The 20370-nt window shown below is 64.6% G+C and carries 15 protein-coding genes, 3 rRNA genes and 1 pseudogene; 13 read left to right on the top strand and 6 right to left on the bottom strand.

Features of this window, described 5'->3' with window-relative positions; translation table 11 throughout:
• The first annotated feature begins 17 nt into the window (after positions 1-17).
• From atpD to MCHLDSM_RS29740, 3 genes are read left to right on the top strand one after another with little or no spacing between them, the layout of a single operon-like run.
• Entirely contained in the window at positions 18-1451 is a 1434-nt protein-coding gene (gene atpD / locus MCHLDSM_RS29750; RefSeq protein WP_048473371.1) for a F0F1 ATP synthase subunit beta, read from the top strand.
• A gap of 31 nt (positions 1452-1482) precedes the next feature.
• Positions 1483-1848 carry a F0F1 ATP synthase subunit epsilon gene (locus MCHLDSM_RS29745; RefSeq protein WP_048418290.1) on the top strand — a complete coding sequence of 122 codons (366 nt, stop codon included), beginning with the start codon at positions 1483-1485 and terminating at the stop codon, positions 1846-1848.
• An 11-nt stretch (positions 1849-1859) separates the two neighbouring features.
• Positions 1860-2306: a DUF2550 domain-containing protein gene (locus MCHLDSM_RS29740; protein ID WP_048473370.1), complete on the top strand. Its 447-nt coding sequence runs from the start codon at positions 1860-1862 to the stop codon at positions 2304-2306.
• Here MCHLDSM_RS29740 and MCHLDSM_RS29735 read toward each other — a convergent pair.
• Entirely contained in the window at positions 2300-2875 is a 576-nt protein-coding gene (locus MCHLDSM_RS29735; RefSeq protein WP_048418446.1) for a cob(I)yrinic acid a,c-diamide adenosyltransferase, read from the bottom strand. The genes MCHLDSM_RS29740 and MCHLDSM_RS29735 overlap by 7 nt on opposite strands.
• A gap of 79 nt (positions 2876-2954) precedes the next feature.
• On the opposite strand from MCHLDSM_RS29735, the pseudogene MCHLDSM_RS39935 reads away from it, so the two are divergent.
• The 5 genes and pseudogenes from MCHLDSM_RS39935 to rrf all read left to right on the top strand — a co-directional run.
• Positions 2955-3542, top strand: a pseudogene (locus MCHLDSM_RS39935) (UDP-N-acetylglucosamine 1-carboxyvinyltransferase); the annotation flags it as partial.
• A gap of 26 nt (positions 3543-3568) precedes the next feature.
• Entirely contained in the window at positions 3569-4309 is a 741-nt protein-coding gene (locus tag MCHLDSM_RS39930; RefSeq protein WP_459542936.1) for a UDP-N-acetylglucosamine 1-carboxyvinyltransferase, read from the top strand.
• 444 nt (positions 4310-4753) lie between these two features.
• Positions 4754-6273: ribosomal RNA gene (locus tag MCHLDSM_RS29725) — 16S ribosomal RNA — on the top strand.
• Between the two features lie 407 nt (positions 6274-6680).
• Positions 6681-9805, top strand: a 23S ribosomal RNA gene (locus MCHLDSM_RS29720).
• A gap of 303 nt (positions 9806-10108) precedes the next feature.
• Positions 10109-10222, top strand: a 5S ribosomal RNA gene (gene rrf / locus MCHLDSM_RS29715).
• Together the 16S, 23S and 5S rRNA genes form the textbook arrangement of a ribosomal RNA operon.
• Positions 10223-10285: 63 nt before the next feature.
• Here rrf and MCHLDSM_RS29710 read toward each other — a convergent pair.
• The 3 genes from MCHLDSM_RS29710 to MCHLDSM_RS29700 all read right to left on the bottom strand — a co-directional run bounded on the left by MCHLDSM_RS29710 (position 10286) and on the right by MCHLDSM_RS29700 (position 13961).
• On the bottom strand, positions 10286-10789 hold the full coding sequence (locus MCHLDSM_RS29710; protein ID WP_048473369.1) for a methylated-DNA--[protein]-cysteine S-methyltransferase: 504 nt from the start codon (positions 10787-10789) through the stop codon (positions 10286-10288).
• Complete coding sequence (locus tag MCHLDSM_RS29705) at positions 10789-12273, bottom strand: DNA-3-methyladenine glycosylase 2 family protein (RefSeq protein ID WP_048473421.1); 1485 nt, start codon at positions 12271-12273, stop codon at positions 10789-10791. The genes MCHLDSM_RS29710 and MCHLDSM_RS29705 overlap by 1 nt, the downstream gene beginning before the upstream one ends.
• Positions 12274-12347: 74 nt before the next feature.
• Positions 12348-13961, bottom strand: a complete 1614-nt coding sequence (locus MCHLDSM_RS29700; protein ID WP_048473368.1) for an adenylate/guanylate cyclase domain-containing protein — start codon at positions 13959-13961, stop codon at positions 12348-12350.
• A 45-nt stretch (positions 13962-14006) separates the two neighbouring features.
• Between MCHLDSM_RS29700 and nucS the strand changes: the two genes are divergently transcribed.
• Together nucS and MCHLDSM_RS29690 are read left to right on the top strand one after the other, a co-directional pair.
• A complete protein-coding gene (nucS, locus tag MCHLDSM_RS29695; protein WP_048416322.1) occupies positions 14007-14669 on the top strand; it encodes an endonuclease NucS in 663 nt (220 codons plus the stop codon).
• Positions 14669-14959: an Rv1322 family protein gene (locus MCHLDSM_RS29690; protein ID WP_048473367.1), complete on the top strand. Its 291-nt coding sequence runs from the start codon at positions 14669-14671 to the stop codon at positions 14957-14959. Before nucS ends, MCHLDSM_RS29690 begins: the two co-directional genes overlap by 1 nt.
• A gap of 12 nt (positions 14960-14971) precedes the next feature.
• Here the strand turns inward: MCHLDSM_RS29690 and mce are convergent, their stop codons facing one another.
• Complete coding sequence (mce, locus tag MCHLDSM_RS29685; protein ID WP_048473366.1) at positions 14972-15445, bottom strand: methylmalonyl-CoA epimerase; 474 nt, start codon at positions 15443-15445, stop codon at positions 14972-14974.
• 93 nt (positions 15446-15538) lie between these two features.
• Between mce and MCHLDSM_RS29680 the strand changes: the two genes are divergently transcribed.
• The 3 genes from MCHLDSM_RS29680 to MCHLDSM_RS29670 all read left to right on the top strand — a co-directional run bounded on the left by MCHLDSM_RS29680 (position 15539) and on the right by MCHLDSM_RS29670 (position 18072).
• Positions 15539-16720, top strand: coding sequence for an acetyl-CoA C-acetyltransferase (locus MCHLDSM_RS29680; protein WP_048473365.1), 1182 nt, complete (start codon positions 15539-15541; stop codon positions 16718-16720).
• 64 nt (positions 16721-16784) lie between these two features.
• Positions 16785-17159, top strand: coding sequence for a DUF3817 domain-containing protein (locus MCHLDSM_RS29675; protein WP_048473420.1), 375 nt, complete (start codon positions 16785-16787; stop codon positions 17157-17159).
• A 13-nt stretch (positions 17160-17172) separates the two neighbouring features.
• Complete coding sequence (locus MCHLDSM_RS29670) at positions 17173-18072, top strand: tetratricopeptide repeat protein (RefSeq protein WP_048473364.1); 900 nt, start codon at positions 17173-17175, stop codon at positions 18070-18072.
• A gap of 74 nt (positions 18073-18146) precedes the next feature.
• Here MCHLDSM_RS29670 and glgB read toward each other — a convergent pair whose 3' ends face one another.
• Complete coding sequence (glgB, locus tag MCHLDSM_RS29665) at positions 18147-20369, bottom strand: 1,4-alpha-glucan branching protein GlgB (protein ID WP_048473363.1); 2223 nt, start codon at positions 20367-20369, stop codon at positions 18147-18149.
• Between the last annotated feature and the right edge of the window lies 1 nt (position 20370).

Here is a 20370-nt window from a genome sequence, read left to right as displayed (position 1 = left end):
TAGGAAGCGAAGAGACAATGAGTGCACCAGCCAAAGACAGGGAGACCACGGGTCGCGTGGTCCGCATCACCGGCCCCGTGGTCGACGTGGAGTTCCCGCGCGGATCCGTCCCCGAGTTGTTCAATGCGCTGCACGCCGACATCTCCTACAAGGAGCTGTCCAAGACGCTGACCCTCGAGGTCGCGCAGCACCTCGGCGACAACCTGGTGCGCACCATCTCCATGCAGCCGACGGACGGTCTCGTCCGTGGCGTTGAGGTGACCGACACCGGTAACTCGATCTCGGTGCCCGTGGGTGACGGCGTCAAGGGCCACGTGTTCAACGCCCTGGGTGACTGCCTCGACGAGCCCGGCTACGGCAAGGACTTCGAGCACTGGTCGATCCACCGCAAGCCGCCGCCGTTCTCCGAGCTGGAGCCCCGCACCGAGATGCTGGAGACCGGCCTCAAGGTCGTCGACCTGCTGACTCCCTACGTGCGTGGCGGCAAGATCGCCCTGTTCGGCGGCGCCGGCGTGGGCAAGACGGTGCTCATCCAGGAGATGATCAACCGCATCGCCCGCAACTTCGGTGGCACGTCCGTGTTCGCCGGCGTGGGCGAGCGCACCCGTGAGGGCAACGACCTGTGGGTCGAGCTCGAGGACGCCAACGTGCTCAAGGACACCGCGCTGGTGTTCGGTCAGATGGACGAGCCGCCGGGCACCCGTATGCGCGTCGCGCTCTCGGCGTTGACCATGGCGGAGTTCTTCCGCGACGAGCAGGGCCAGGACGTTCTGTTGTTCATCGACAACATCTTCCGGTTCACCCAGGCCGGGTCCGAGGTGTCCACGCTGCTCGGCCGTATGCCGTCCGCCGTGGGCTACCAGCCGACGCTGGCCGACGAGATGGGTGAGCTCCAGGAGCGCATCACCTCGACGCGCGGCAAGTCGATCACCTCGATGCAGGCCGTGTACGTGCCCGCCGACGACTACACCGACCCGGCCCCGGCCACCACGTTCGCGCACCTCGACGCGACCACGGAGCTCTCTCGTACCGTGTTCTCGAAGGGCATCTTCCCGGCCGTGGATCCGCTGGCATCGTCCTCGACGATCCTCGACCCGTCCGTGGTCGGCGACGAGCACTACCGCGTCGCCCAGGAAGTCATCCGGATCCTGCAGCGCTACAAGGATCTTCAGGACATCATCGCGATCCTCGGTATCGACGAGCTCGCCGAAGAGGACAAGCAGCTGGTGCAGCGCGCCCGCCGCATCGAGCGCTTCCTGAGCCAGAACATGATGGCCGCCGAGCAGTTCACCGGCCAGCCCGGTTCGACGGTGCCGCTCAAGGAGACCATCGAGGCGTTCGACAAGCTCACCAAGGGCGACTTCGACCACCTGCCCGAGCAGGCGTTCTTCCTCATCGGTGGCCTGGACGACCTGGCGAAGAAGGCCGAAAGCCTCGGCGCCAAGCTGTGATTGACGCGAAGACGACGGAAGGTGGTGTGACATGGCGGAGATGAACGTCGAGATCGTCGCCGTGGAGCGCGAATTGTGGGCCGGCGAGGCCACATTCGTGTTCACCCGCACCACCGCGGGTGAGATCGGCATCCTGCCGCGGCACATCCCGCTGGTGGCCCAGCTCGTCGACGACGCCATGGTCCGCGTCGAGCGCGACGGCGAGGACGATCTGCGCATCGCGGTCGACGGCGGGTTCCTGTCCGTCACGGACGAGGCCGTCCGCATTCTCGTCGAGAACGCGCAGTTCGAGTCCGAGATCAACGCCGACGAAGCCAAGCAGGACTCCGAGTCCGACGACCCCAGGAAAGCTGCCTGGGGACGCGCGCGACTGCGGGCACTGGGCCAGATCGACTAGCGGGTCAGCCGATGAGCGCGTCCATGCTGTTCATGGTCGCGCTGGTCAGCGTGCTCCTGCTGATCGTCATCGCGCTGAGTTACCGGCTGTGGAAGCTACGGCAGGTCGGTGGCACGGCGGCGATCCTGCGCGACGTGCCCGCGGTCGGCGGTCACGGATGGCGCCACGGCGTGATGCGTTACCGCGGCGGTGATGCGCAGTTCTACCGACTGTCGAGCCTGCGGTGGTGGCCCGACCGGACCCTGAGTCGGCGCGGTCTGGAAGTGGTGTCCCGGCGGCCGCCCCGCGGCGACGAGTTCGACATCATGACCGACGAGATCGTGGTGCTCGAACTCCGCGATCTCGACCCGGACCGCGGGCGCGGCTACGAGATCGCCCTGGATCGCGGCGCGCTCACCGCGTTCACCTCGTGGGTGGAGTCGCGGCCCTCACCACGCGCGCGGCGCCGCAGTTACTGACTGCCGCCGCCCGGCTTCCAGAGCACGTCGCCCTCGGGGTTGGCCACCCGCGACAGGATGAACAGCAGGTCGGACAGCCGGTTGAGGTACTTCGCCGGCAGCACGCTGATCGACTCCCCGTGGGTCTCGACCGCATGCCAGGCGGACCGTTCCGCGCGGCGCGCCACGGTTCGTGCCACGTGCAGGAGCGCCGACAGACCCGTGCCGCCGGGCAGGATGAACGAGTTGAGCGCGGGCAGCGGCTCGTTGAATTCGTCGCACCACTGCTCGAGCCGGTCGATGTAGCTCTGCCGGATGCGCAGCGGCGGGTACTCCGGGTTCTCGACCACCGGGGTCGACAGGTCGGCACCCGCGTCGAACAGGTCGTTCTGGATCTGACGCAGCACTGCGAGGATCCGCTGATCGGGCTGTCCCAGTGCGACCGCGACACCGATCGCGGCGTTGGTCTCGTCACAATCGGCGTAGGCCACCAACCGCGCGTCGTTCTTCGAGACCCGGCTGAAATCACTGAGCCCTGTGGTGCCGTCGTCGCCGGTCCGCGTGTAGATCCGCGTCAGGTGCACTGCCATGCCCAAACCGTACGGGACGCGCATGCCGGCGGTCGCGCAGGAGACTGACATGGCCCGAAGCGCTGTTTACACTGACCGCGTGGGCGAGCGTTTCGTGGTGACCGGCGGTAGTCGGTTGGCGGGCGAAGTGACCGTCGGCGGTGCCAAGAACAGCGTCCTGAAGTTGATGGCCGCGACTCTGCTCGCCGAGGGCACCAGCACGATCACGAACTGTCCGGACATCCTCGACGTACCGCTGATGGCCGAGGTCCTTCGCGGGCTCGGCGCCACCGTGGAACTCGACGGTGACGTCGTGCGGATCACCTCGCCGGACGAACCCAAGTACGACGCCGACTTCGCCGCCGTGCGTCAGTTCCGTGCGTCGGTGTGTGTGCTGGGCCCACTGGTCGGCCGGTGCAAGCGGGCGAAGGTGGCGCTGCCCGGCGGTGACGCGATCGGCTCCCGTCCCCTCGACATGCACCAGGCAGGACTGCGGCAGCTCGGCGCGCGGTGCAACATCGAGCACGGCTGTGTGGTGGCCGAGGCGGACCACCTGCACGGCGCCGAGATCCAGCTGGAGTTCCCCTCGGTGGGCGCCACCGAGAACATCCTGATGGCGGCAGTGCTGGCCGACGGTGTGACCACGATCCACAACGCTGCCCGCGAACCTGATGTCGTGGATCTGTGCNGGTGGGCGCCACCGAGAACATCCTGATGGCGGCAGTGCTGGCCGACGGTGTGACCACGATCCACAACGCTGCCCGCGAACCTGATGTCGTGGATCTGTGCACGATGCTCAATCAGATGGGCGCGCAGATCTCGGGTGCGGGTTCCTCGACGCTGACGATCACCGGTGTCGACAAGCTCTATCCCACCGAGCATCGCGTCATCGGCGACCGGATCGTCGCCGCGACGTGGGGGATCGCCGCTGCGATGACGCGCGGCGACATCTCGGTGACCGGGGTGGACCCGTCGCATCTGCAGCTGGTCCTGCACAAGCTGCATGACGCCGGCGCGACGGTGACGCAGTCCGATGACGGCTTCCGCGTCGTCCAGTACGAGCGGCCCAAAGCGGTCAACGTCGCCACGCTGCCGTTCCCAGGATTCCCGACGGATCTCCAGCCGATGGCGATCGGGTTGGCCGCGATCGCCGACGGGACGTCGATGATCACCGAGAACGTCTTCGAGGCGAGGTTCCGCTTCGTCGAGGAGATGATCCGCCTCGGCGCCGACGCGCGGACCGACGGTCACCATGCGGTGGTGCGGGGGATCCCGCAGCTGTCGAGCGCCCCGGTGTGGTCCTCGGACATCCGTGCCGGCGCCGGCCTCGTCCTCGCCGGACTCGTCGCCGATGGTGACACCGAGGTGCACGACGTCTTTCATATCGACCGCGGGTATCCGAAGTTCGTGGAAAATCTGGCCAGTCTGGGTGCGGAGATCGAGCGCGTCCAGTAGCTTGCGCGGGCCGAATCAGGGTCGTGTGCTGGGCATTTGGGCGTCTGGCCGACAGCGCGTAGTATTTCCAACAGAAGCGCACGGCCCCGGTCGAAAGATTCGGGGCTGAGCCTTGACCGCCCTGATCGCATGCAGTACAGTGGCAGGGTTGCCTGAAAACGGCGGTGTTGTTTGAGAACTCAATAGTGTGTTTGGTGGTTTTTGTTTGTTGTTTTTTTTGTTGTGTCCGCATTTTCCCGTTTGGGGGCGCAACGTTTTTTTGGATGCCAGTTTTGGTGTCTTTTGTTTGTGATCGGATTTTTCTGATTCGAATTCTGCCTGCGCCTTTCGGGTGTGGGGGTTTTTGTTTGGAGAGTTTGATCCTGGCTCAGGACGAACGCTGGCGGCGTGCTTAACACATGCAAGTCGAACGGAAAGGCCCTTCGGGGTGGGTGTGGGGGTTTTTGTTTGGAGAGTTTGATCCTGGCTCAGGACGAACGCTGGCGGCGTGCTTAACACATGCAAGTCGAACGGAAAGGCCCTTCGGGGTACTCGAGTGGCGAACGGGTGAGTAACACGTGGGTGATCTGCCCTGCACTTTGGGATAAGCCTGGGAAACTGGGTCTAATACCGAATAGGACCACGGTCTGCATGGATTGTGGTGGAAAGCTTTTGCGGTGTGGGATGGGCCCGCGGCCTATCAGCTTGTTGGTGAGGTTACGGCTCACCAAGGCGACGACGGGTAGCCGGCCTGAGAGGGTGTCCGGCCACACTGGGACTGAGATACGGCCCAGACTCCTACGGGAGGCAGCAGTGGGGAATATTGCACAATGGGCGCAAGCCTGATGCAGCGACGCCGCGTGAGGGATGACGGCCTTCGGGTTGTAAACCTCTTTCGCCAGGGACGAAGCGCAAGTGACGGTACCTGGAGAAGAAGCACCGGCCAACTACGTGCCAGCAGCCGCGGTAATACGTAGGGTGCGAGCGTTGTCCGGAATTACTGGGCGTAAAGAGCTCGTAGGTGGTTTGTCGCGTTGTTCGTGAAAACTCACAGCTTAACTGTGGGCGTGCGGGCGATACGGGCAGACTGGAGTACTGCAGGGGAGACTGGAATTCCTGGTGTAGCGGTGGAATGCGCAGATATCAGGAGGAACACCGGTGGCGAAGGCGGGTCTCTGGGCAGTAACTGACGCTGAGGAGCGAAAGCGTGGGGAGCGAACAGGATTAGATACCCTGGTAGTCCACGCCGTAAACGGTGGGTACTAGGTGTGGGTTTCCTTCCTTGGGATCCGTGCCGTAGCTAACGCATTAAGTACCCCGCCTGGGGAGTACGGCCGCAAGGCTAAAACTCAAAGGAATTGACGGGGGCCCGCACAAGCGGCGGAGCATGTGGATTAATTCGATGCAACGCGAAGAACCTTACCTGGGTTTGACATGCACAGGACGCCGGCAGAGATGTCGGTTCCCTTGTGGCCTGTGTGCAGGTGGTGCATGGCTGTCGTCAGCTCGTGTCGTGAGATGTTGGGTTAAGTCCCGCAACGAGCGCAACCCTTGTCTCATGTTGCCAGCACGTAATGGTGGGGACTCGTGAGAGACTGCCGGGGTCAACTCGGAGGAAGGTGGGGATGACGTCAAGTCATCATGCCCCTTATGTCCAGGGCTTCACACATGCTACAATGGCCGGTACAAAGGGCTGCGATGCCGTGAGGTGGAGCGAATCCTTTCAAAGCCGGTCTCAGTTCGGATCGGGGTCTGCAACTCGACCCCGTGAAGTCGGAGTCGCTAGTAATCGCAGATCAGCAACGCTGCGGTGAATACGTTCCCGGGCCTTGTACACACCGCCCGTCACGTCATGAAAGTCGGTAACACCCGAAGCCGGTGGCCTAACCCCTTGTGGGAGGGAGCCGTCGAAGGTGGGATCGGCGATTGGGACGAAGTCGTAACAAGGTAGCCGTACCGGAAGGTGCGGCTGGATCACCTCCTTTCTAAGGAGCACCACGAGACCTGAGCCCGCCCGCATCGTGTGGGAGTTCGGTGATTCAGGCGATTCGTTGGATGGCGGGTCTCTGTAGTGGAGGCGCGTCTGGTGCAACAGCAAACTTGGCGAGCCGGTTGGGAGATATCGGTGAGGATGACCATCAGACACACTATTGGGCTTTGAGACAACAGCCCGTTTTTTCTCTGGCCCCTGTGTGGGGTGGGAGGGTTGGTTGTTGCCCTGCTTTGGTGGTGGGGTGTGGTGTTTGATTTGTGGATAGTGGTTGCGAGCATCTGAGCGCAGTGGGTCTTTGTGGGCCTGGTGTGTTCAGCATGTAATGCAAATTTTTCTGATACCCGCATGCATTCTTTCGGGGGTGTGTGTGGGTGATGACTCATTTTTTTTGGTTTTGTGTTGTAAGTGTTTAAGGGCGCATGGTGGATGCCTTGGCACTGAGAGCCGATGAAGGACGTGGGAGGCTGCGATATGCCTCGGGGAGCTGCCAACCGAGCGTGGATCCGAGGATGTCCGAATGGGGAAACCCGGCACGAGTGATGTCGTGTCACCCGGCACTGAATACATAGGTGTCGGGGGGGAACGCGGGGAAGTGAAACATCTCAGTACCCGTAGGAAGAGAAAACAAAAGTGATTCCGTGAGTAGTGGCGAGCGAAAGCGGAGGATGGCTAAACCGTGTGCATGTGATACCCGGCGGGGGTTGTGTGTGCGGTGTTGTGGGGCGTTTCTTCTCTCATCCGCCGATGAGGGCGACAGTGAGAAAATGGTGGGTTAGGTGAAGTGGCCTGGGATGGTCTGCCGGAGCGGGTGAGAGCCCCGTAACTGAAAACCCGTCATCTGTTGTGGAATGTTTTCCCCGAGTAGCAGCGGGCCCGTGGAATCTGCTGTGAATCTGCCGGGACCACCCGGTAAGCCTGAATACTTCTCAGTGACCGATAGCGGATTAGTACCGTGAGGGAATGGTGAAAAGTACCCCGGGAGGGGAGTGAAAGAGTACCTGAAACCGTGCGCTTACAATCCGTCAGAGCCTTCGACTTTGTTGTGGGGTGATGGCGTGCCTTTTGAAGAATGAGCCTGCGAGTCAGGGACATGTCGCGAGGTTAACCCGGGTGGGGTAGCCGTAGCGAAAGCGAGTCTGAATAGGGCGTATCCACACAACAGTGTGTGGTGTAGTGGTGTGTTCTGGACCCGAAGCGGAGTGATCTACCCATGGCCAGGGTGAAGCGCGGGTAAGACCGCGTGGAGGCCCGAACCCACTTAGGTTGAAGACTGAGGGGATGAGTTGTGGGTAGGGGTGAAAGGCCAATCAAACTCCGTGATAGCTGGTTCTCCCCGAAATGCATTTAGGTGCAGCGTCGCAGTGTTCGTGTCGGAGGTAGAGCTACTGGATGGCCGATGGGCCTCACAAGGTTACTGACGTCAGCCAAACTCCGAATGCCGACACGGTGTAATGCGGCAGTGAGACGGCGGGGGATAAGCTCCGTGCGTCGAGAGGGAAACAGCCCAGATCGCCGGCTAAGGCCCCTAAGCGTGTGCTAAGTGGAAAAGGATGTGCAGTCGCGAAGACAACCAGGAGGTTGGCTTAGAAGCAGCCACCCTTGAAAGAGTGCGTAATAGCTCACTGGTCAAGTGATTGTGCGCCGATAATGTAGCGGGGCTCAAGCACACCGCCGAAGCCGCGGCAGCACACTTCTGTGTGCTGGGTAGGGGAGCGTCCTGCATCCGGTGAAGCCGCCGAGTGATCGAGTGGTGGAGGGTGTGGGAGTGAGAATGCAGGCATGAGTAGCGATAAGGCAAGTGAGAACCTTGCCCGCCGAAAGACCAAGGGTTCCTGGGCCAGGCCAGTCCGCCCAGGGTGAGTCGGGACCTAAGGCGAGGCCGACAGGCGTAGTCGATGGACAACGGGTTGATATTCCCGTACCCGTGTGTGAGCGTCCCTGATGAATCCATTGTGCTAACCGCCCAAAACCAGGGCCACTGATCCCTTCGGGGTGACGGGTTCTGGGGCTGCGCGGGACCCCGGTGGGTAGTAGTCAAGCGATGGGGTGACGCAGGAAGGTAGCCGTACCAGTCAGTGGTAATACTGGGGCAAACCTGTAGGGAGTCAGATAGGCAAATCCGTCTGGCACATATCCTGAGAGGTGATGCATAGCCGATTGAGGCGAATTCGGTGATCCTATGCTGTCGAGAAAAGCCTCTAGCGAGCGCACACACGGCCCGTACCCCAAACCAACACAGGTGGTCAGGTAGAGAATACCAAGGCGTACGAGTGAACTATGGTTAAGGAACTCGGCAAAATGCCCCCGTAACTTCGGGAGAAGGGGGACCCCTGTACCGTGTAAGCCCTTGCGGCCCAAGCGGGGTGGGGTGGCACAAACCAGTGAGAAGCGACTGTTTACTAAAAACACAGGTCCGTGCGAAGTCGCAAGACGATGTATACGGACTGACGCCTGCCCGGTGCTGGAAGGTTAAGAGGACCTGTTAACCCTTCGGGGTGAAGCGGAGAATTTAAGCCCCAGTAAACGGCGGTGGTAACTATAACCATCCTAAGGTAGCGAAATTCCTTGTCGGGTAAGTTCCGACCTGCACGAATGGCGTAACGACTTCTCAACTGTCTCAACCATAGACTCGGCGAAATTGCATTACGAGTAAAGATGCTCGTTACGCGCGGCAGGACGAAAAGACCCCGGGACCTTCACTACAACTTGGTATTGGTGCTCGATACGGTTTGTGTAGGATAGGTGGGAGACTGTGAAGCATTCACGCCAGTGGATGTGGAGTCGTTGTTGAAATACCACTCTGATCGTATTGGGCCTCTAACCTCGAACCGTATATCCGGTTCAGGGACAGTGCCTGGTGGGTAGTTTAACTGGGGCGGTTGCCTCCTAAAAAGTAACGGAGGCGCCCAAAGGTTCCCTCAACCTGGACGGCAATCAGGTGTTGAGTGTAAGTGCACAAGGGAGCTTGACTGCGAGACTGACACGTCAAGCAGGGACGAAAGTCGGGACTAGTGATCCGGCACCTCTGAGTGGAAGGGGTGTCGCTCAACGGATAAAAGGTACCCCGGGGATAACAGGCTGATCTTCCCCAAGAGTCCATATCGACGGGATGGTTTGGCACCTCGATGTCGGCTCGTCGCATCCTGGGGCTGGAGCAGGTCCCAAGGGTTGGGCTGTTCGCCCATTAAAGCGGCACGCGAGCTGGGTTTAGAACGTCGTGAGACAGTTCGGTCTCTATCCGCCGCGCGCGTCAGAAGCTTGAGGAAATCTGTCCCTAGTACGAGAGGACCGGGACGGACGAACCTCTGGTCCACCAGTTGTCCCACCAGGGGCACCGCTGGATAGCCACGTTCGGACAGGATAACCGCTGAAAGCATCTAAGCGGGAAACCCCCTCCAAGACCAGGCTTCTCACCCATTCAAGTGGGATAAGGCCCCCCGCAGACCACGGGATCGATAGACCAGACCTACAAGACCAGCAATGGTCGCAGGGAACTGGCACTAACCGGCCGAAAACTTACAACAACAACAAAACCTCGCAACCACACCACANTCGATAGACCAGACCTACAAGACCAGCAATGGTCGCAGGGAACTGGCACTAACCGGCCGAAAACTTACAACAACAACAAAACCTCGCAACCACACCACAAACCACAACCCACACCCCACCACCAAATAACCAGGGGCACTCACAGATTCACACTCAAAAACGAGTGAATAAAGTTACGGCGGTCCATAGCGGCAGGGAAACGCCCGGACCCATCCCGAACCCGGAAGCTAAGCCTGNCACTCACAGATTCACACTCAAAAACGAGTGAATAAAGTTACGGCGGTCCATAGCGGCAGGGAAACGCCCGGACCCATCCCGAACCCGGAAGCTAAGCCTGCCAGCGCCGATGATACTACCCACACGGGTGGAAAAGTAGGACACCGCCGAACACCATTTAAGTCCTGTGCCCCCCAATTCTGTTGGGGGGCACAGGCATTTGTGTATCAGGCCGCTCAGGTGAAGAGTGTCGGCACGGCCGGCGCGTAGCGCTTCTCCATCCCCAGCAGCAACTTCTTGCGGTCCAGTCCGCCGCCGTATCCGGTCAGACTTCCGTTGGCGCCGATCACCCGATGGCACGGCACGATGATGCCGATCGGGTTGTGCCCGTTGGCCAGTCCGACGGCACGGGAGGCGCCGGGCGACCCGATCTGCGCGGCGATCTCCCCATAGGATCGGGTCTCGCCGTAGGGGATCGTCCGCAGTGCCTCCCACACCCTGCGCTGGAAGACGGTCCCGACCATCTCCAGTTCGAGGTCGAAGTCGACGCGATCGCCGCGGAAGTACTCCTCGAGTTGTGCCACCGCGTCGGCGAAGGCCTCCTCATCGGGCTCCCAGCCTTCACGGCTGGGTTCGTAGGTCTGGTCCACCATCCGCAGATGCTGCAACCGGTCGCCGACACCCGCCAGGGTCAGCATTCCGACGGGACTGTCCATGGTCCGATAACGCACGCTGTCCATCATCTCTCCTTCGGGGGCCATTGGTTGACGGAGTGCTCGAGGGTGGTCCAAAGATGTTGTGTCACATAGGAACGCCAGGGCCGCCAACGTTCGCTGCGGCCGGCGAGCGCCTTCGGCTCGTCGGGCAGACCGAGCTGGCGGGCGGCCGCCACCACCCCGAGATCAGTCGCGGGGAACGCGTCGGGGTCGCCCAGGCCGCGCATCGCGATCATCTCGGCGGTCCACGGCCCGATGCCCGACAGGGCCAGCAACTGTGCCCGGGCGCGGTCCCAGTCGCAGCCCGAGTCGAGGATCAGCTCGCCGGTGTCGATGGCCTCGATCAAGGTCGTCACCGTGCGCTGGCGCGCCTTCGGCAGCGCAAGATGGCGCAGGTCGATCTCGGCGAGATCGGCGGTGGACGGGAAGACGTGCGTCAGCCCTCCGGCAGCATCGTCGACGGGATGCCCGTAAGCGGCCGCCAGCCGGGCCGCATGGGTGCGTGCCGCCGCCGTCGACACCTGCTGACCCAGCACCACGCGAATCGCGAGTTCGTGCTCGTCGACGGTGCGCGGGATACGTTGCCCCGGTGACTTGGCGATCACCGAGGCGAGTTCGGCGTCGGAGCCGAGGAATTCGACGATGGCCTCCGGGTCCGCATCGAGATCGAGCAGGCGCCGGCAGCGGGCGATCGCCGCGGGGAGATCGCGGAAGTCGTCGATCGACAGCTGGCAGGTGACGTGATCGGGACGCGGAGTGAGTCCGACGATCCCGCTGCCGTGCGGCAGCCGCAGCGTGCGTCGGTAGGTCTCTCCGCGAACTTCCTCGACACCGGGGATGCCCGTGGCCGCCAGGTGTCCGAAGACACCGTCATAGGCGAACGGCGTCCGGACCGCCAGGCGCAGCGTCATCACCCCGCTCGTCGGCACGTCGTCGTGTGATCGTTGAAAAGCGCGCCGGCGCAATTGCGTGGGCGTCAGGTCGCAGACCGCACGGACCGTGTCGTTGAACTGCCGGATGCTGGCGAAGCCCGCGGCGAACGCCACGTCGCCGAACGGCATGTCGGTGGTCTCGATGAGCACCCGGGCCATGTGCGAGCGTTGCGCCCGGGCCAGCGCCAGCGGCGTGGCCCCGACCTCGGCCTGCATCAGCCGCTCCAGTTGGCGCACGGTGTAGCCGAGCCGGGCGGCCAGGCCGGTGACCCCGTCGCGGTCGACGGTGCCGTCGGCGATCAGGCGCATGGCACGCGCGACGACGTCACCACGCACATTCCATTCCGGAGACCCCGGCGATGCGTCGGGCCGGCACCGCTTGCAGGCGCGGAAGCCCTCCCGCTGCGCGGCCGCAGCGGTGGGATAGAAGCGCACGTTGCGGGCGAACGGCGGACGCACGGGGCAGCTCGGCCGGCAATAGATCTTCGTGGTCAGCACCGCGGTGACGAACCAACCGTCGAACCGCGCGTCCTTGGCCTGGACGGCGCGGTAGCAGCGGTCGAAGTCGTTGTGCATACCGTTGACGATGTCACGGCGCACCGGCCATTACTAGCGGAAAAACGACATCGCAGCAGTGGGCCGCCAGCGGCTCAATTCTGCCGGACCGGCGTGGCCAGCCGTGTCGGCTCGTCGTGCCCGCGCAGCGTCACCGTGTCACCCAACCGCCAGTGCGACCGTTCGGAATCGGTTGCGCTGTCCACTGTTTCCGACGACGCGACCAGACGTGACGGCTCGTTCTTGGCCAGCTCGCAGAGCCGAGCGGCCTCGTTCACCGGTTCCCCGATCACGGTGTACTCGAAGCGTTCCCGCGCACCGACATTCCCGGCGACGACGGTACCCGCCGCCACGCCGATGCCCGCCTCGCATTCGGGCACCTCGTCGCACAGCCGCCGGGCGATCTCCCGCGCCGCGGCCAGGGCCTCGTCCTCGGGGTGGTCGAGTGACACCGGTGCGCCGAACACGGCCAGCACCGCGTCGCCCTCGAACTTGTTCACCAGGCCGTGATGCCGGTCGACCTCCTCGACGATCACGGCGAAGAACCGATTGAGCAGTTCGACGACCTCCACGGCCGGCAGGCTGGTGACCAACTTCGTCGATCCGATGATGTCGACGAAGATGACTGCGGCATAACGCTCTTCGCCGCCCAGCTGGGGCCGCTCCTTCTCTGCCAGTAGTGCCACCTCCCGGCCCACGTGCCGGCCGAACAGGTCGCGCACCCGCTCCCGTTCCCGCAGTCCGTGCACCATCGAGTTGAAGCCTCGCTGCAACTGACCCAGCTCGGTCCCGTCGAACACCACGAGATCGGTGTCGAAATCGCCGCGCTCCACCCGGTTGAGGGCCTCGCGCACCACCCGCACCGGGGTGACCGTCAGCCAGGCGAGGATGAACATCAGGATCGCGCCGAACACGAGCGCGAACAGGGCCAGGATCATCACCGCGACGGTGAATTGCGTCGGGGTCAGGTTGCGTTGCATCAGCGTGATCGCCGCGGCCAGGAAGATGCCGACCACCGGCACACCGGAACCCAGCACCCACACCAGCATGGTGCGCCCCATCAGCCCGTCGGCGATCCGCCGCGGCGGCTTGCCGGCCTCGAGCGCCTGAGCCGCCACCGGCCGCAGGGCGAACTCGGTGAACAGATAGCAGCTCGCCGAGACGACGATGCCCGGAAAGCTCACGCCCAGCAGCCACTTCGGGATGAAGTCGGTGTCCTGCAGGCCGTAGAGCGTGGTCAGCAAGACCGTGCCCAGGCCCCACAGCACCAGCAGTACGCGGGTCAGCCGCCACGGCGCCAGGAACGTGTTGCGTTGATCCTCGCGGGTGGGCGGGCGTTCCTCGATGGCCCACCGCACGTTGTTCATCACCCGCCGGGTCGCCCAGAACACCCCCACGACGAGCGCGGCCACCAGATATGCGGGAACCACGATGAACGTGATCCAGCTGACCGAGGAGTCGAACACGCTGGGGATCGGGAACGCGACCGTCACCACCAGCGTCGCGACGCCGATCCCGATCAGGTTCGCGACCACCACGAAGGTGGTGAGGATGATCTGGATGCGTACCCGGCGGCGGCGCTGACTCTCCGAGACCCGGCCGAGAATCCACGATCCGTATTCCGGGGTGCCTGCGACTCTGCCGCTCTGGTGGGTCACACGTTCGAGCACGCGACCCAGCCGCTGTGCCGCTGTCCTGTTCGCGGTCATCGTGGCGTCAGCCTAGTGACCGCGGGGGGCGTTTAAGGTGGATCGGTGCGTCTCGTGATCGCCCAGTGCACCGTCGACTACGTCGGACGCCTCACGGCGCATCTGCCGTCCGCCCGCCGTCTGCTGTTGATCAAGGCCGACGGGTCGGTCAGCGTGCATGCCGACGACCGTGCCTACAAGCCGTTGAACTGGATGAGTCCTCCGTGCTGGATGGTCGAGGACGCCGACGGCCTGTGGGTGGTGCAGAACAAGGCGGGCGAGCAACTGCGCATCACCATCGAGGCCATCGAGCACGACTCGAGTCACGAACTCGGTGTCGACCCCGGTCTGGTCAAGGACGGCGTGGAGGCGCACCTGCAGGCGCTGCTGGCCGAACACGTCGAGCTGCTCGGCGCCGGCTACACCCTGGTGCGCCGGGAGTACATGACCCCGATCGGGCCGGTGGATCTGTTGTGCCGCGACGAGCAGGGCCGCTCGGTGGCCGTGGAGATCAAGCGGCGCGGAGAGATCGACGGGGTCGAGCAGCTGACCCGCTATCTCGAGCTGCTCAACCGCGACAGCGTGCTGGCCCCCGTCGCGGGGGTCTTCGCCGCCCAGCAGATCAAGCCGCAGGCCCGCACGCTCGCTGTGGATCGCGGAATCCGCTGCCTGATCCTGGATTACGACAAGATGCGCGGCATGGACAGCGACGAGTTCCGGCTGTTCTGATGGCGAGGCGACCGGCGAGAAAGCGCCGGCAGCACGATCCGTTGCCGCTGCCGCGGCGGATCGAGACCGGACCGGACGGTGACGACTACGAGGTGCGGCCGGTGTCGGGGACCCGGGCGGTCAAGGTGTACCGCTGCCCCGGATGCGATCACGAGATCAGGCCCGGCGTCGCCCACGTCGTGGTGTGGCGGGCCGACGCGGGGGAGTCCGGCCTCGACGACCGCCGGCACTGGCACACGCCGTGCTGGGCCAACCGCGCGACGCGGGGGCCGACTCGGCGCTGGTCGTGAGGGCTCGCCGGATCAGTGCGCGTCGGTGGCCGGCTCGACGAGCTCGATGAGCACGCCGCCGCCGTCCTTGGGATGGATGAAGTTGATGCGGGAGTTCGCGGTGCCGCGCCGCGGCGCGTCGTAGATCAACCGGACGCCCTGTTCGCGCAGCCGGTCGGTCAGCGCGTCGAGGTCGCTGACGCGGTAGGCGAACTGCTGCAGACCGGGGCCGCGCTTGTCGAGGAACTTCGCGATCGTCGAATCGTCGTCGATGGGGGCCATCAGCTGCACCTGCGTGCTGCCGACCGGAGCGCCGCGCACCGTGAGCATCGCCTCGCGGATGCCCTGCTCTTCGTTGACCTCTTCGTGCAGCACGATCATGCCGAGATGGTCGTGGTACCACTTGATCGCCGCGTCCAGGTCGGGCACCGCGATGCCGACATGATCGATGGCGGTGACCAGCGCGGTGGCCAGCACAGGACGGGCGTCAGTCTGCTCGGCGGTCATAACAGCGAAGTTACCTAACAAGATCGGTTACGAATAGACGGGTGCCGATGTATAGCCTCATGGGAGGCGCTCGAAACTCAGTTGGAGGTTGTCATGACGACGTCGGTGATCGTTGCTGGAGCCCGCACCCCGGTGGGCAAGCTGATGGGTTCGCTGAAGGATTTCTCCGGCAGCGATCTGGGCGCCGTCGCGATTGCCGGCGCTCTGGAGAAAGCGGGAGTGCCCGCTTCTGCTGTCGAGTACGTGATCATGGGCCAGGTGCTCACCGCGGGCGCCGGGCAGATGCCTGCGCGCCAGTCCGCGGTCGCAGCCGGCATCGGCTGGGACGTGCCGTCGCTGACCATCAACAAGATGTGCCTCTCGGGTATCGACGCGATCGCGTTGGCCGACCAGCTGATCCGGGCCGGTGAGTTCGAGGTGGTCGTCGCCGGCGGCCAGGAGTCCATGACGAAGGCGCCGCACCTGCTGATGAACAGCCGGTCGGGGTACAAGTACGGCGACGTCACGGTGCTCGACCACATGGCCTACGACGGTCTGCACGACGTGTTCACCGACCAGCCGATGGGCGCCCTGACCGAACAGCGCAACGACGTGGACCAGTTCACCCGCGCCGAGCAGGACGAGTTCGCGGCGAACTCGCATCAGAAGGCGGCCCGGGCCTGGAAGGACGGGGTGTTCGCCGATGAGGTCGTGCCGGTGAAGATCCCGCAGCGCAAGGGCGATCCGATCGAGTTCACCGAGGACGAGGGCATCCGCGCCGACACCACCGCCGAGTCGCTCGGCGGGCTCAGGCCGGCGTTCCGCAAGGACGGCACCATCACCGCCGGGTCGGCGTCGCAGATCTCCGACGGGGCCTGCGCTGTCGTGGTGATGAGCAAGGCGAAGGCCGAGGAGCTGGGCCTGACCTGGCTGTGCGAGATCGGCGCCCACGGCGTGGTCGCCGGCCCGGATTCCACGCTGCAGAGCCAGCCGGCCAACGCGATCAAGAAAGCCGTCGCCAAGGAGGGCATCTCGCTCGACCAGCTCGACGTCATCGAGATCAACGAGGCGTTCGCCGCGGTCGCCCTGGCGTCGACCAAGGAGCTCGGCGTGGATCCGGACAAGGTCAACACCAACGGCGGTGCGATCGCGGTGGGCCACCCGATCGGCATGTCGGGCGCACGCATCACGCTGCACGCGGCGCTGGAACTGGCGCGACGCGGCTCGGGTTACGCGGTGGCCGCGCTGTGCGGTGCGGGTGGCCAGGGCGATGCGCTGATCCTGCGCCGGCTCTGAGCGCATCGACCTCTGGCAACGACGCTCTGTAGTAGCTGGTGTGCCGCTCCGGCACAATGGGGCCATGACACGCGCATTCGACGTCCGCAACGCCGCGGCGTGGTTCCGTCTGATCGCCTTCGCCGAGGCCCTCAGCTGGATCGGACTGCTGATCGGCATGTACTTCAAGTACCTCGGTACTCCGCGTACCGAGGTCGGCGTCAAGGTCTTCGGCCCGGTGCACGGCGGGGTGTTCATCGCTTTCCTCGTCGCCGCGGTGCTCACCGGCATGGCCCTCAAGTGGGGGGTCGGCACATGGTTGCTGGCGTTGCTGGGCAGCATCGTGCCGCTGGGCAGTGTGATCTTCCTCATATGGGCTGATAGGACGGGTCGCATGGGGTCGGATCGGGTCGCTGTGGCGGCCGGGCAACCGGGACGGACGGCACCCGAAACGACGTGACAGACTTGTTCACGTGACACGTCCAGGACCCCGCATCTCGCCCGCCCTGGCGGGCGCCGTTGATCTGTCCGCTCTCAAGCAGCGACCGGCCCCCTCCGGTGACGGTCCGGCCGGCGGCGCTCCGGGCGGTGGGGTGGAGGTCACCGAGGTCAACTTCGAAGCCGAGGTGCTGGTCCGCTCCAATGAGGTGCCGGTCGTCGTGCTGCTGTGGTCGCCGCGCAGTGATTCCAGCGTGCAACTGGCCGACGTGCTGGCCGGCCTCGCGCAGGCCGACGGCGGGAAGTGGGCCTTGACGATCGTGAACGTCGACACCACACCGCGGGTGGCGCAGATGTTCGGCGTCCAGGCGGTGCCGACCGTGGTGGCGCTGGCCGCCGGCCAGCCGTTGTCGAGCTTCCAGGGCATGCAGCCCCCGGAGCAGTTGCGGCGCTGGGTCGATTCGCTGCTCGAGGCCACGGCCGGAAAGCTCAGCGGCGGCCAGGACGTCGAGCAGGGCGAGCACGTCGATCCCGAGGTCGAACGGGCGCGCACGCTGCTCGACGAGGGCGACTTCGACGGGGCGCGCGCCGCCTATCAGACCATCCTGGACGCCGACCCGAATCATCCTGAAGCCAAGGGCGCCGTCCGTCAGATCGGTTTCCTGCAGCGCGCGACCACGCACCCGCAGGACGCGGTCGCGATCGCCGATGCGTCTGCCGACGACGTCGACGCCGCGCTCGCCGCCGCTGACGTCGAAGTTCTCCAGCAGAACGTCGAGGCTGCCTTCAATCGGCTCATCGCCCTGGTCAAGCGCACCGCCGGGGACGAGCGCAGTGCTGTGCGTACCCGGCTGATCGAGCTGTTCGATCTCTTCGACCCCGCCGACCCCGAGGTCATCGCCGGACGCCGCAACCTTGCCAACGCCCTGTACTGACCCGGCGAGCAGACACAAACTCGGGTGAATCGGCCCCGATTCGGCCTAGTTTGCGTCTGCTCGCGGGCTGACTGCTAGGGCTGCTGCTCCGGCTCGAACCACAGCGCGGCCAGCGGCGGCAACACCATCACCGCCGACGCCGGACGTCCGTGCCAGGGCTCGTCGGTCGCCTCCACGGCGCCATAGTTGCCGATCCCCGACCCGTGGTAGGTGTCGCTGTCGGTGTTGAGCACCTCCCGCCACGTGCCGGCGTGCGGCAGGCCCAACCGGTAGCTGCTGTGCTCAGAGCCGGAGAAGTTGAACACGCAGGCCATCATCGACCCGTCGTCGCCGAACCGCATGAAGCTCAGCACGTTGTTGGCCGAGTCGTTGGCGTCGATCCAGGAATAGCCCTCGGGCTTGGTGTCCCGCGACCACAGCGCCCGCCTGCCCCTGTAGATGCCGTTGGCGTCGGTCATCATCCGCAGGATGCCGTCCGAGAAGCCCTGCTCGTCGAGCTGGAACCAGTCGACGCCACGTTCCTCGGACCACTCGGCGCGCTGGCCGAACTCCTGGCCCATGAACAGCAGCTGCTTGCCCGGGTGTGCCCACTGGTAGGCCAGCAGACTCCGGATGCCGGCCGCCTTCATGTGGTCGTTGCCCGGCATGCGGCCCCACAGCGTCCCCTTGCCGTGCACCACCTCGTCGTGGCTGATCGGCAGCACGAAGTTCTCGCTGAACGCGTACAGCAGCGAGAACGTCAGCTCGTGGTGGTGGTAGCTGCGGTGGATCGGATCACGCTTGATGAACTCCAGCGTGTCGTTCATCCAGCCCATGTTCCACTTCATCGAAAAGCCCAGTCCGCCAAGGTTCGTCGGCCGGGTGACGCCCGGCCACGAGGTGGACTCCTCGGCGATCGTCACGATGCCCGGATTGATCTTGTGGACGGTGGCGTTCATCTCCTGCAGGAACTGCACCGCCTCCAGGTTCTCCCGCCCGCCGTAGATGTTCGGCGTCCAGCCGCCCTCGGGCCGGGAGTAATCGAGATAGAGCATCGAGGCCACGGCGTCCACCCGCAGCCCGTCGATGTGGTACTCCTGCAGCCAGTACAGCGCGTTGGCGACCAGGAAGTTGCGCACCTCCGAGCGGCCGAAGTCGAAAACGTAGGTGCCCCAGTCCAATTGCTCACCGCGACGGGGGTCGCCGTGCTCGTAGAGCGCGGTGCCGTCGAACCGGCCCAGCGCCCACGCGTCCTTCGGGAAGTGCGCGGGGACCCAGTCCACGATGACGCCGATGCCCGCCTGGTGCAGCGCATCGACGAGGTAGCGGAACTCGTCGGGGGTCCCGAACCGGGAGGACGGGGCGTAGTACGAGGTGACCTGGTAGCCCCAGGATCCGCCGAACGGATGCTCGGCGACGGGCAGCATCTCGACGTGGGTGAACCCGTGCTTGACGACGTAATCGGTGAGCTGCTCGGCGAGTTCGGTGTAGCTCAACCCCGGCCGCCACGACCCCAGGTGCACCTCATAGGTGCTCATTGGCTCGAAGACCGGGTTGCGCAGTGCGCGCCCGGACATCCACTCCTCGTCGGACCAGGTGTAGTCGCTGACGAACACCCGTGACGCGGTCTGCGGAGGCACCTCGGTGGCGAACGCCATCGGGTCGGCACGCTCGGTGACCGCGCCGTCCGCGCCGTGCACACGGAACTTGTAGAGGCCGCCCTCGGGGAAGTTGGGCCAGAACAGTTCCCACACACCCGTCGAGCCCAGCACCCGCATCTGGGCTTCGTTGCCCCAGTGGTTGAAGTCGCCGATCACGCTGACGCCCTTGGCGTTCGGCGCCCACACCGCGAACGACACGCCCTCGACGACGCCGTCGGGCGTGGTGAAGCTGCGCGGATGCGCGCCGAGGATCTCCCACAGCCGCTCGTGGCGCCCCTCGGAGAACAGGTGAAGGTCGATCTCGCCCAGCGTCGGCAGGAACCGGTAGGGGTCGGCCACGGTGTGGACGAAGCCGGACTCCTCACCGGAGTAGTCCACCTCCAGCCGATAGTCGATCAGGTCGGTGAACGGGACCGCGACGGCGAACACGCCCGCCTCGATGTGCTGCAACGGGTACCGCACGCCGCCGATCTGGGCGGCGACCTCGACCGCGTGCGGGCGGTACGCCCGGATGACGGTGTGGTCGTCGTACTCGTGGGCGCCGAGCACCGAGTGCGGATCGTGGTGCTCGCCGGCGAGCAGTCGGTTCAGATCCGCGGTGTGCGGCCGCAGGTGCGGGCTGTCGATCTGTTTGGTCAGGTTCGACGCTTTCGCCATG

The sequence above is a fragment of the Mycolicibacterium chlorophenolicum genome (assembly GCF_001044235.1).
GTDB classification, from domain to species: Bacteria; Actinomycetota; Actinomycetes; order Mycobacteriales; family Mycobacteriaceae; genus Mycobacterium; species Mycobacterium chlorophenolicum.
This window is presented reverse-complemented; position numbering and strand designations above follow the sequence as displayed.